Origin of the sequence: Vibrio sp. JC009 (assembly GCF_029016485.1) — a bacterium.
Taxonomy (GTDB): domain Bacteria; phylum Pseudomonadota; class Gammaproteobacteria; order Enterobacterales; family Vibrionaceae; genus Vibrio.
Window position 1 is genome coordinate 348,702 of sequence record NZ_CP092106.1, and the last position, 12,992, is coordinate 361,693.

Annotated in this window: 10 protein-coding genes; 9 read left to right on the forward strand and 1 reads right to left on the reverse strand. The window is 45.5% G+C overall.

Annotated features, from left to right (window positions below; all coding sequences use genetic code 11):
• The first annotated feature begins 141 nt into the window (after positions 1-141).
• From L3Q72_RS01705 to L3Q72_RS01735, 7 genes are all read left to right on the forward strand, one after another.
• Entirely contained in the window at positions 142-669 is a 528-nt protein-coding gene (locus L3Q72_RS01705; RefSeq protein ID WP_275130970.1) for a phosphatase PAP2 family protein, read from the forward strand.
• A 4-nt stretch (positions 670-673) separates the two neighbouring features.
• On the forward strand, positions 674-1,726 hold the full coding sequence (locus L3Q72_RS01710; RefSeq protein ID WP_275130971.1) for an MJ1255/VC2487 family glycosyltransferase: 1,053 nt from the start codon (positions 674-676) through the stop codon (positions 1,724-1,726).
• Positions 1,727-2,209: 483 nt separating this feature from the next.
• Positions 2,210-3,169 (forward strand): transcriptional regulator LeuO, encoded by a 960-nt coding sequence (gene leuO, locus L3Q72_RS01715; RefSeq protein ID WP_275130972.1) that lies wholly within the window; start codon positions 2,210-2,212, stop codon positions 3,167-3,169.
• 215 nt (positions 3,170-3,384) lie between these two features.
• Positions 3,385-5,202 carry a long-chain fatty acid--CoA ligase gene (locus tag L3Q72_RS01720; protein ID WP_275130973.1) on the forward strand — a complete coding sequence of 606 codons (1,818 nt, stop codon included), beginning with the start codon at positions 3,385-3,387 and terminating at the stop codon, positions 5,200-5,202.
• A 423-nt stretch (positions 5,203-5,625) separates the two neighbouring features.
• Positions 5,626-7,344, forward strand: coding sequence for an acetolactate synthase 3 large subunit (locus L3Q72_RS01725; protein ID WP_275130974.1), 1,719 nt, complete (start codon positions 5,626-5,628; stop codon positions 7,342-7,344).
• Positions 7,344-7,847: an acetolactate synthase small subunit gene (ilvN, locus tag L3Q72_RS01730; RefSeq protein WP_275130975.1), complete on the forward strand. Its 504-nt coding sequence runs from the start codon at positions 7,344-7,346 to the stop codon at positions 7,845-7,847. Before L3Q72_RS01725 ends, ilvN begins: the two co-directional genes overlap by 1 nt.
• Before the next feature lie 218 nt (positions 7,848-8,065).
• Positions 8,066-8,197 (forward strand): hypothetical protein, encoded by a 132-nt coding sequence (locus L3Q72_RS01735; RefSeq protein WP_275130976.1) that lies wholly within the window; start codon positions 8,066-8,068, stop codon positions 8,195-8,197.
• A gap of 94 nt (positions 8,198-8,291) precedes the next feature.
• On the opposite strand, the gene pykF is transcribed toward L3Q72_RS01735, so the two are convergent.
• Positions 8,292-9,704 carry a pyruvate kinase PykF gene (gene pykF, locus L3Q72_RS01740; protein WP_275130977.1) on the reverse strand — a complete coding sequence of 471 codons (1,413 nt, stop codon included), beginning with the start codon at positions 9,702-9,704 and terminating at the stop codon, positions 8,292-8,294.
• A gap of 437 nt (positions 9,705-10,141) precedes the next feature.
• On the opposite strand from pykF, the gene L3Q72_RS01745 reads away from it, so the two are divergent.
• Together L3Q72_RS01745 and glmS are read left to right on the forward strand one after the other, a co-directional pair.
• Complete coding sequence (locus L3Q72_RS01745; protein WP_275130978.1) at positions 10,142-10,909, forward strand: DeoR family transcriptional regulator; 768 nt, start codon at positions 10,142-10,144, stop codon at positions 10,907-10,909.
• Positions 10,910-10,949: 40 nt separating this feature from the next.
• Positions 10,950-12,782 (forward strand): glutamine--fructose-6-phosphate transaminase (isomerizing), encoded by a 1,833-nt coding sequence (gene glmS / locus L3Q72_RS01750; RefSeq protein WP_275130979.1) that lies wholly within the window; start codon positions 10,950-10,952, stop codon positions 12,780-12,782.
• Positions 12,783-12,992 lie beyond the last annotated feature (210 nt).

The window sequence follows — 12,992 nt, forward strand, 5'->3', positions numbered from 1 at the left end:
CCCCATAACCCCATAACCCCATAAGTCATCAAACCTAGACAAAACTGTAATCAATCCTAAAACCCCCCGTCACCTAGCTGTAATTTTTCTCGCCTAAATTAGACCCATATAGATTAGGTGGTGGTGTATTGCAGGGAGTCTATGATGCGTATAGAACCAATTGCACGATTTGATTTGGCATTTTCGCTGTTTTGTCTGCAGCACAAGTTCAACTCTGAAGTAGCCAGAATAAGTAAAGCGGTTTCTCACACAGGTGATGGCCACTTGTATCTTGTTATTGGTCTGCTGGCATGGTGGCTGGAGCCTGTTATCGGTGGCATTTTCCTGATGACAGGTCTTATGGCATTTGCTATCGAGCTGCCGATTTACTGGGTAGCAAAAAACAGCTTCCGCCGTCGCCGTCCTGAAGAGCTGTCAAATCAGCTAACCTCATACATCACACCTTCTGACAGATACAGTCTTCCTTCAGGTCATACAGCAGCTGCCTTTGTTATGGCGACTCTGATTGGTCATTTTTTCCCGGACGCCTATGTGACAGCAATTGTCTGGGCTGCTTTGATTGGCAGCGCAAGGATTTTGCTTGGTGTTCACTTCCTGACTGATGTTGTTATCGGAGCCGCTTTAGGTATCGGCAGTGCAATTGCAGCAATCTCTCTTATCGGAGCATAATTTTTTGAAGATTCTTTACGGTGTACAGGGGACGGGTAATGGACACACTGCCCGCGCCCGCGCAATGGCTTATGCTCTGAAAGAGCGCAATGTCGATGTGGATTTTCTTTTCAGTGGTCGTGAAAAATCCAGATATTTTTCCATGGAAGCTTTCGGGGACTACCAGACCCGAAGAGGTGTCACCTTTGCCACGGAGAAGGGAAAGATTAACTACGTCAAAACGGGGCTGAATGCCAATGTTTTGAATATGTACAAAGAGATCAGAGAACTCGACCTGTCTGAGTACGACCTGGTTATCAACGACTTTGAGCCGGTTTCTGCATGGGCGGCAAAGCTGCAGAAAGTACCTTGTATTGGCATCAGTCATCAGAATGCTTTCCTTTATGATGTGCCTAAGAAGGGCAATGGCCTGATTGATAACCTGATTATCCGTCATTTTGCACCAACCAATATTCAGATAGGTTTGCACTGGTATCACTTTGGTCAGCCAATTCTGCCACCGATAGTGCATACCAATGCCGGACATGCAGTAAGCAAAGAGAGTTTTGCTTTGGTTTACCTTCCGTTTGAGAGTGTTGAAGAGATTACAAACCTGCTGCTACGCTTTTCAAGCCAGAAATTTACCTGTTATCACCCGGAAGTTATCGAAGAGGAAGTGATAGAGAATATTCATTTAAAGCCTCTTTCTCATACCAACTTTCAGGTGGACCTGCACCGCTGTCAGGGGGTGATAGCAAATGGTGGATTTGAGCTGCCTTCAGAGTCTCTGACTCTGGGTAAGAAGCTTTTGCTTAAACCTCTGGCGGGTCAGTTTGAACAGGAAAGTAACGTAGCAACTCTGGAAACTCTGGGGCTTGCACAGTCTATGGACAGTCTGGATCCCATGGCGGTCAGAACCTGGTTAGATGAGCAGGAAGCAGAAAGCGTAAGTTATCCTGATGTGGCCAGCCACATTGCAGACTGGTTACTGAGCGGTGACTGGAATGCGAAAGATAAGCTGATGTCAGCGCTATGGGATAAAGTGGATTTTCCTGGTTATGCAGCGATTAATGACTAAAGCTATCCTTGCCTGACTGGTATCCAGAATTTTTCTACATTTGAGAGCATTGTCTTAAATAAAGGCAATGCTCTTTTGTTTTCGTCGATTTGTCAGAAAAATCCTACCTTTATAACAGAGTTATCTGCTATAAGCTAAGTCAATAAGTTGAGCCGCAGCTAATTCCTATACCTTTTGATTAATTTTTAGATTTGTACTTAACTTAATGATTTTTAATGGCTATTTGCTTGGCTTATATAAAATATACTAATTATATATAAAACGAATTGATGTGTGCCGATAGATTGATAGATAGTAGGACGCAACCAAATATTTGGTAGCACGAATATTTGGGACTACAACTACAAAAAGGGTTTCTATTCCGTGGCTGTTTTGCCATGTCTTACTATTAATTTTCGGGACTTGTGACTTTTCTGCTGCTTCCGGTCGGAGCAAATTTGAAACAGGAACACTTCCTGACTAACGATGATACGAGGCGCATCAATGCTAAGTAAAAATGAAACAAACCATGCGGCAGCTGGTTACCGGATGGAATCAACCCTTCGCGGAGTAGATCTGAACCTTCTGACTGTATTTGATGCAGTAATGCAGGAGCAGAACATTACACGTGCTGCACAGAACCTTGGCATGTCTCAGCCTGCTGTAAGTAATGCGGTTGCAAGGCTGAAGGTGATGTTTAATGACGAATTGTTTATGAGACACGGCCGCGGAATCCAGCCGACTCAGAGAGCTCGCCAGTTATTTGGCCCTGTTCGCCAGGCACTGCAACTTATCAGAAATGAACTGCCATGTTCGATATTTTCCCCTGAAACATCCAGCAGGCTATTTAAACTGGCTATCTGCAGCCCTTGTGATGTGAGATTTGCACCGAAAGTTCTGTCTGGAATCAATGAGGTTGCACCAAATATTCAACTGCGTATGGACGCTGATATCGACAGTAATCTGGCTGAAAAAATGCGCTACCAGGAAGTCGATTTTGTTATAGATTACGCGCGCTTTGAGCAGCAAGGCTTCTCAAGCACTGAGATTTTCTCTGATGAGCTGGTGGTCGTTGCATCCTCCAGACATCCGCGTCTGGGCAACGCCATCACACAAAGCGGAATGCTTCAGGAGAAACATGCCAAGCTATCGAAAGCGAATGGTGTGCGTAGCTTCTCAGAGCAGGCGTACCGCGATATTGAAGTAGACGCAGCATATAAAGGAACCAGCCTGAGCAATGTGCTCTATGTGGTCAGTCAGTCTGAGCTTATTACCATTGCACCTAGGTGGCTGGTTGAAAGCAGCCCGGACAGGGATCAGCTTAAAGTGCTTACTTTCCCTCTGGCGAATAAGAAGATCAGTGGTTACCTGAGCTGGCATGAGTCCAGTGAGAAGGATAAGGGACATATCTGGATGCGAGATCAACTGATGATGATCTGCGGAAAAGCCATAATTACAGCGTAAAGCTAACCGGCTGTCATACTTGAAACACCAATAGGCGTTATGCTTATTGGTGTTTTTTATTGCGTTAGTGTTACTGATAAATCCATTTTCAAGGTTTATCACACACTTCTGTCAAATTAGATTGGCAACTGGCCTCTCCCGGGTTGCCTTTTACTTAGCGGAATGTACACTTGTACGCCCAATCAGCTTACACATGTAAGCACAAGGTAAAAATAATGGCCAATTTAGATTTTCATATAGTAACCAGAATTCGTGATCAGATTGCCCGGGGCGGGGAGCGTATTGCGCTTCGTCATAAGGTTAAAGGTGCATGGGAAGGCATCAACTGGAGGCAGTTTGGTGAGCAGCTGGACGAGTTGTCGCTTGCTCTTTTGGCTCAGGGACTGAAAGTTCAGGATAAGGTCGGTATCTTTTCCAGCAATATGCCTCGCTGGACGATTGCCGATGTCGGTGCGCTGCAAATACGCTGCATTACCGTTCCCATCTATCCGACAAATACCGCCGAACAGGCAGCCTATATTACTCAGAATGCTGACGTAAAAGTTCTGTTTGTCGGAGAGCAGCCTCAGTTTGACGCCGCAATCAGCACCTTTGAACAGTGTGATGAGCTGGAACTGATCGTTGCCATGTCTGATGACATCGATCTTAAGGAACATCCGGCTGCGCTGTGCTGGGATGATTTTATTGCCCGTGGTAAAGAGGCGTTTCAGCAAGAGTTGGACACCCGTCTGACAGAAGCCAGCATGAACGATCTCTTTACCCTGATTTATACCTCAGGCACTACGGGCACACCAAAAGGTGTGATGCTGGATTACGCCAATATGGGCTCTCAGTGTGAAAGCCATGATATGAGCATGACAGTGACAGAAGAGGACGTTTCTCTCTGCTTCCTGCCTCTGTCACATGTTTATGAGCGCGCCTGGACCTTCTATGTTCTGTACAAAGGTGCCACCAACTGTTATCTGCAGGATACCATGCAGGTGAGAGATGCCCTTGGTGAAGTACGTCCGACGCTAATGTGTGCTGTACCGCGCTTCTATGAAAAGATTTTTTCTGCAATCCACGAGAAGGTTGCCAGAGCTCCTGTGCATCGCAAGATGGTCTTTACCTGGGCGGTGAATATGGGGGCAAGAATTGCAGCCTGTAAGCAGGAGCAGCGTGAGCCGTCCTGGCTGTTAAAACGCAGTTACAAGTTTGCAGATAAGATTGTACTGAAAAAACTCAGGGATCTGCTGGGCGGAAGAATCAAATTTATGCCATGCGGTGGTGCCAAGCTTGATGCCACGATAGGCCGCTTCTTCCATGCTCTGGGGATTAACGTAAAACTGGGCTACGGTATGACAGAGACCACGGCAACCGTTTCGTGCTGGCGGGATGAGGTCTTCAACCCGGATTCCATCGGTCAGTTGATGCCGGGCGCAGAAGTGAAAATAGGCGAGAACAATGAAATTCTTGTTCGCGGACCTATGGTCATGCGCGGCTACTACAAAATGCCGGAAGAGACGGAAAAAACCTTCGATGAGCACGGATTTCTGAAAACCGGTGATGCGGGCGAGTTCGACTCAGAGGGTAACCTGTACATTACCGACCGTATTAAAGAGCTCATGAAGACATCCGGCGGTAAATACATTGCTCCTCAGGTTGTTGAAGGCGCTATCGGTAAAGACCATTTTATCGAGCAGATTGCGGTTATCGCAGATACCCGCAAGTTTGTATCGGCATTGATCGTTCCGAGTTATGAATCTCTGGAAGAGTATGCAAAAGAGCTGAATATCAAGTACCACGACAGGCTGGAGCTCCTCAAGCACAGCCAGATTGTGGAAATGATTGAAACCCGGGTACATGAACTGCAAAAGGATCTGGCTAAATTTGAGCAGGTTAAGAAGTTCACACTGCTGCCTAAGGCATTCTCTATGGATAAAGGCGAACTGACGCCGACCCAGAAACTTCGCCGTAAGGTTATCAACGAGCGTTACGAAGAAGAAATTGAAGAGATGTATTCAGACAAGCCAAAGGAAGACGATAAAAAATAAATCGCCTCTTTAGCTCATAATGTGATGAATGGCTCACCTTTTTCCATGAGAAGGGTGAGCTTTTTATTAAGTGTTTAATTATTAATCTGTTGATTCTTCTGGCTAGTCAGTTTGTATAAGAATATATGCCTGTATAACCTTTAATCATTAGCACATGCTATCTTTTTTACATTTCCCCTTGATCTAAAAAAGCCTAAAGCCCGAGAATAGAGTTTCAACGTAAGGGAATTTCTTACGTTGTTCATGGATGTATCGTCACCGGAACATGTTTAAGCAGTACCTCTGTTCTCCTTTAGTGGCGGTATTTTTAGGCTAAAAATAAGCCCTAACTATGAAATACGACAATCAGGAAAATAGGTTACAGGCTACGGATCTTATCAGGCCTATTGGAGCTGAGTTGTGCGTATTTAAGGAGACAACTCGATGGAAATGTTATCCGGCGCGGATATGGTTGTTCGCTCTCTGATCGACGAAGGCGTTGAACACATCTTTGGCTACCCAGGTGGCTCAGTTCTAGACATCTACGATGCACTACATGAAAAAAGCGATATAGAACACGTCCTTGTTCGTCATGAGCAGGCAGCGGTGCATATGGCTGACGGCTACGCTCGTGCAACAGGTGATACCGGTGTGGTTCTGGTTACTTCCGGCCCTGGTGCAACAAACGCGATTACAGGTATCGCTACAGCTTATATGGACTCAGTTCCTATGGTTGTTCTTTCCGGACAGGTTCCGGGCACTCTTATCGGTAACGATGCATTCCAGGAGTGTGACATGGTGGGTATCTCCCGTCCTGTGGTAAAACACAGCTTCCTGATCACCGATCCTCAGACGATTCCGGAGACCATCAAAAAAGCATTCTACTTGGCAAATACCGGCCGCCCTGGTCCTGTGGTGGTTGATCTGCCGAAAGATATGCTAAACCCATTGGTTAAATTCCCGTATAAGTATCCAGAATCCATTAAGATGCGCTCTTACAACCCGACCACCACAGGTCACAAAGGCCAGATTAAAAAAGGCCTGAAGGCGCTTCTGGAAGCGAAGAAGCCTGTACTTTATGTTGGTGGCGGGGCAGTTATTTCCGAATCTCACGGACAGATTTTAGAGCTGGCAGAAAAATTAAATCTGCCGGTGGTAAGTACCCTGATGGGACTTGGTGCTTTCCCGGGTACACATAAGAATAGCCTTGGCATGCTTGGTATGCACGGTACCTATGAAGCCAATATGGCAATGCACAATGCTGACCTGATATTTGGTATCGGTGTGCGCTTTGATGACCGTACCACCAACAATCTGGAAAAGTACTGTCCGAATGCTAAGGTTCTGCATATCGATATTGACCCGTCTTCTATTTCCAAAACCGTTCGCGCGGACCTGCCAATTGTTGGCTCAGCAGATGTAGTTCTGGGTTCCATGCTGAAACTGCTTGAAGAGCAGAGCAGCGCGAACGATCTTGAGGCGCTGGCTGAGTGGTGGAGCAGTATTAACAGCTGGCGTGAACGTAACTGCTTAAGCTACGACACCACCACTGACCGCATCAAACCTCAGCAGGTCATTGAAACCCTACACAAGCTGACAAACGGTGATGCTTACGTTGCTTCTGATGTTGGTCAGCACCAGATGTTCGCCGCTCACTACTACCCGTTTGATAAACCACGTCGCTGGATTAACTCAGGTGGTCTGGGCACTATGGGCTTTGGCCTGCCAGCTGGTATGGGCATCAAGTTTGCCATGCCGGAAGAAGAAGTGGTGGTTGTTACCGGTGACGGCAGTATTCAGATGAATATTCAGGAGCTTTCTACTGCAATGCAGTATGCAATTCCTGTGAAAATCATTAACCTGAACAACCGCTTCCTGGGCATGGTTAAGCAGTGGCAGGATATTATCTATCAGGGACGTCACTCCCACTCATATATGGACTCTGTGCCAGACTTCGCTGCGATCGCTGAAGCTTATGGTCACGTTGGTATCCGTATCTCTTCTCCTGATGAGCTTGAAGAGGGGCTGAAGAAGGCTCTGGCGATGAAGGATAAGCTGGTATTTGTTGATATTAACGTAGATGAAACTGAGCACGTATACCCGATGCAGATTAAAGGTGAGGGTATGGACAAGATGTGGCTAAGCAAAACGGAGAGAACCTAATGAGAAAGCATATTATTTCACTACTGTTAGAAAACCAGCCAGGCTCTCTGTCACGTGTTGTTGGTCTGTTTTCACAGCGCGGATATAACATCGAGTCACTGACAGTATCGCCAACGGATGATGAAACCCTGTCGCGCCTGAACATTACCACCAAAAGTAATGATATGGTTCTGGAGCAGATTGAGAAGCAGCTGCACAAGCTGATTGATGTACTGAAAGTGCAGGAAGTCACTGAGTATGAGCATATTGAACGCGAGCTTATGCTGGTGAAACTGAAGGCGGCCAGCAGTCACGATCGTGAAGAGGTTAAGCGTACAGCCGATATCTTCCGCGGACAGATTGTTGATATCACTCCGACTCAGTACACGGTTCAGATGGCCGGCAGCAGCGATAAGCTGGATGCTTTTATCTCAGCCATCTCAGATCTGACTGAAGTGGTCGAAGTGGCACGAAGTGGTATCGTAGGTATTGTTCGTGGTGAACGTTCTGCTCTGAAAGCCTAATCAGACAAAGCTTAATTATTTCAAATAGTAAAACGGGGTATGCCAGGCATACCCCGTTTTTATTGATACTTTAGTCTAATGAAATGCTTGAGCTGAACCTGTAAATGAGTAAACTGAGTGTTTTATGAACAACTTTCCCAGTTAGCTTATCCAGGAAGATTCGCGGAACTCCGTGTTTTATTAAGGAAGTCATACAGTCTGGGGCGATGAGGCGATGTATGTTTACGCAATCTTTAGTGAGGCTCACCATAGGAAGCCTTGCAATACTTGGCATTAAGCTGAGTGCTATCTACTTCTTACCAATGGTACTGCTGCTGAATACTCACCATAAAGAGTTCTTTGGCTGGTAAAAAATCGGAGTTAAGGCTCCTATTTTTTATGCCTTGCGAAAAACAAAAAGGGGAGCTAAAAAGCTCCCCTTTAAAGTATCTGAATTCAGACGTCTTATAGTACGTGTACAGATGCTGTGTTAGTTGTGCCAGAAGCAACAAGAGCACCAGAAACCATTACTACGATGTCGCCTTTCTGGCCAAGACCAGTTTCAAGAGCAAGCTCTTTACCGCGAGTGTAGAATGCGTCAGTGCTTTCGAACTCGTCAACAACGATAGGACGAACGCCTTTAGTTAGTGCAAGCTGTGCAGCAGTCTTCTGGTTAGAAGTAAGAGCCAGAATGTTTGCAGTTGGGAAGTACTTACGGATAGAACGCGCAGACTTACCGCCTTTAGTAGCAACAACGATTAGTGGAGCAGCCAGCTTCTCAGAAGTGTCTACAGCACCTTTACATACTGCTTCAGTGATGCGAAGACGAGCGCTGTCCAGACGGTCACCCAGTTCAGCTTTTAGAGCGCCGTCAGTACGGTTAGCGATCTGAGCCATGATAGTTACCGCTTCAACAGGGTACTTACCTTTAGCTGTTTCACCAGAAAGCATTACTGCGTCAGTACCGTCCATGATTGCGTTTGCAACGTCACCCGCTTCCGCACGAGTTGGACGTGGGTTCTTGATCATAGAGTCAAGCATCTGAGTTGCAGTGATAACCATCTTACGTGCACGGTTACACTTCTCGATCATCATCTTCTGAGCGAAGATTACTTCTTCAGCCGGGATTTCAACACCAAGGTCACCACGAGCAACCATGATACCGTCAGAAAGCTCTAGGATTTCGTCAAAGTTGTCAACGCCTTCCTGGTTTTCGATCTTAGAGATGATGTGGATGTCGCTGCCGCCGTTAGCGTCTAGTAGCTCACGGATTTCTTTAACGTCAGCCGCTTTACGGATGAAAGATGCAGCAACGAAGTCAACGCCTTGCTCACAACCGAACTTAAGGTCAGCCTTGTCTTTTTCAGAAAGAGCAGGAAGCTGTACAGATACGCCAGGAAGGTTAACACCTTTGTTTTCGCCTAGTGCACCGTTGTTAAGAACTTTACACTTAACTTCAGTATCAGTAGTAGAGATAACTTCCATTTCGATCAGGCCGTCATCTACAAGGATAGTGTTACCAGCAGTCAGGTCGTTTGCGAAACCAGCATAAGTAACAGCTACTACGTCTTTGTTACCAACAACAGAAGCGTCAGTAGTGAAAGTGAATTCTTGACCAGCAACCAGATCAACGTCATCGCCGTTTTCTAGTTTGATAGTACGGATTTCTGGACCCTTAGTATCAAGAAGGATAGCTAGTTCTTTCTGCTGCTCAGCGATGATAGTGCGGAAGTTAGCGATACGAGTACCGTGCTCTGCGAAGTCACCGTGAGAGAAGTTCAGGCGCATTACGTTCATGCCTGCGTTTACTAGTTCACGTAGCTTCTCTACAGATTCAGTTTTAGGGCCAATCGTACATACGATTTTGGTCTTTTTCATGGAAAATACTCTCCGGTAAGTATAGTTACAGTTTTTAAATTCTAGTCTATTCAGGAAGAAGTACATAAGAAAGAAAATGACAACATTTCTTTCAGTGCTGACTGTCATTGAACGCAGTCAGAGTGACTTCCTGAACATGAAAATCTCACCCAGAAATCCGGCTAATGCTAGGCCCGGTATGGGATTTGTGCCTTATGGATAACTTTAATGTTTGCAATCTTAACAATGAAAGATTGCAAAAAAATAACGACAAATTCTGTAATAAATTTTCTTTTCGGCGCGAATTCTAACATTGAATCTGACCAAGATCACTGTTCAGAATTGTTTTAGAACAAGGTTTTTGCTCAAAATATTTAATTTTTGGTTCAAAATAAATGGACAAGAAAGTTTCACTTTGAATATAATCCTTTCGGTTCGTAACTTATATCTTTCAAGTCATGTCAAAAAGAAATACGCAACTTAGACGTCATATGATTTCAAAACTCGTTGATGAGTTAGGCGAAATCAGTGTTGAAGAACTGGCTAACCGGTTTGAAACTTCAGAAGTAACCGTTCGTAAAGATTTAGCCTCTCTGGAGTCCAATGGCCTGCTGCTAAGGCGGTATGGCGGGGCTATCTCTATTCCTAAAGAGGTAGTAACAGAGGGATTATCTGAAAAAGTTTCAAACCGAAAGGTTGAGATTTCGAAATGTGCTTCTAAGCTAATAAAAGATCATAATCGCATTGTTATAGACAGTGGCAGCACCACCGGCGCGTTAATTCCTCTTTTGAACGACAAAAGAGGTTTGGTAGTGATGACTAACTCACTGCATGTCGCCAGTGCACTAAATGAACTTGAAAACGAGCCTACACTGCTTATGACCGGAGGCACCTGGGATATTCGTTCTGAGTCTTTCCAGGGCCAGGTCGCTGAGTCTGTATTGAGATCCTATGATTTTGACCAGCTGTTTATTGGTGCTGATGGTGTGGATGTTCAGAGAGGCACCACGACCTTTAATGAAATGACAGGTCTCAGCCAGGTAATGGCTGAAGTGTCCAGAGAAGTGATTGTTATGATCGAGTCCGACAAGGTCGGGAGAAGAATCCCGAACTTAGAGCTGTCCTGGGACAAAATTGACGTCATAGTGACCGATGACAGACTGACAGATGAAATAAAGCAACAAATTGAATTACAGGATGTGCGGGTTATCCGGGCATCAGAATAAATATTGTACGAAAGAACAAATAAAATATTGGAGAATCACCATGTGTGGAATTGTTGGTGCAGTGGCACAAAGGGACGTAGCTGAAATTTTAGTAGAAGGGCTTCGCCGCCTTGAGTATCGTGGTTATGACTCAGCCGGTGTTGCGGTTGTTGATGAAGATTGTAATCTGACTCGTGTTCGTCGTCTTGGTAAGGTTCAGGAACTGGCTGATGCCGTTACTGAAGCGAGCGTAACTGGCGGAACAGGTATTGCGCATACACGTTGGGCTACACATGGCGAACCTTCTGAAGCAAACGCACACCCGCATATGTCTGGTGATATTGCGGTTGTTCACAACGGTATTATCGAAAACTATGAAGAACTGCGAGAGACGCTGAAAGAGCGTGGTTATGTATTTACTTCAGAAACCGATACTGAAGTTATCGCTCACCTTGTTGAGTGGGAATACCGCACTTCTGAAACTCTGATTGAAGCACTGCACAAAACGGCCGCTCAGCTTGAAGGTGCATACGGTACAGTAATTGTTGATCGTAACGACCCTGAGCGTATCGTTGTTGCCCGTTCCGGTAGCCCGATTGTTATCGGTTATGGTGTTGGTGAAAACTTCCTGGCTTCGGATCAGCTTGCTCTTCTAAGCGTTACCCGTCGTTTCTCTTACCTGGAAGAAGGTGACGTGGCAGAAGTTACCCGCCGCAGCGTTAAGATCCTTGATGTAAACGGTAAAGAAGTTGAGCGTGAGATCATCGAATCGACGGTAGAGCACGATGCGGGCACGAAAGCGGGATACCGCCACTTTATGCAGAAAGAGATCTTCGAACAGCCGACATCAATGAAGAACGTGATGGAAGGCCGCGTAACCAAAGACTCTGTTATCACCGAAAGTATCGGTGTTAATGCGGTTGAGATCCTGAGCAAAGTTGAGCACGTACAGATCATTGCATGTGGTACTTCTTATAACTCTGGTATGGCAGCACGCTACTGGTTTGAGTCTATTGCCGGTGTTAGCTGTGACGTGGAAATCGCATCTGAGTTCCGCTACCGCAAGTTTGTTACACGTCCTAACAGCCTGCTTATCACCCTGTCTCAGTCTGGTGAAACCGCCGATACGCTGGCAGCGCTGCGTATTGCTAAAGAAAAAGGCTACATGTCAGCAATGACTATCTGTAACGTATCCGGCTCTTCAATGGTACGTGAATCCGATATCGCCTTTATGACCCGTGCAGGAACAGAGATCGGTGTTGCGTCAACAAAAGCATTTACTACTCAGCTGACAGCTATGCTGATGCTGGTTACGGCAATTGGTAAGCACCAGGGCCGTATTGATGCTGCGCAGGAAGCGGAAATTGTAAAAGAGATTCATGCTCTTCCTGTACATATCGAAAGTGCGCTTGCTTACGATAAAGAGATTGAAGCTCTGGCAGAAGATTTTGCGGACAAGCAGCATACGCTATTCCTTGGCCGTGGTGAGTACTATCCAATCGCGATGGAAGCAGCTCTGAAACTGAAAGAGATCTCTTATATTCACGCTGAAGCTTATGCTGCAGGTGAACTTAAGCATGGTCCTCTTGCCCTGATTGATGCAGAAATGCCGGTAGTGGTTATCGCTCCAAATAACGACCTGCTTGAGAAGCTGAAGTCTAACGTGGAAGAAGTTCGTGCACGTGGCGGTCAGCTTTACGTATTTGCTGATGAGAAAGCAGGCTTTGAGAGCAGTGACAATATGAAGATCGTTAAAATGCCGCACGTAAACGAAATTACGGCACCAATCTTCTACACAGTTCCGATGCAGCTACTGGCTTATCATGTTGCTCTGATTAAAGGCACTGATGTTGACCAGCCAAGGAACCTGGCAAAAGCAGTGACAGTAGAGTAAAAACTCTTCTTGTCATAACAAGACCATAAAAAAAAGCAGTCGTTGGAAGCAACGGCTGCTTTTTACTTTTTTGTCATAATCACTCATATTTATTTATAAAACCGGAAATAATTAACATACAAAATTGATAATTACGTATATCATACCGGATTGAAAAGTAAGCAGTATCTGGCGGTTGTTTTGGGCCAGGTTTCAGATTATTTAATATAA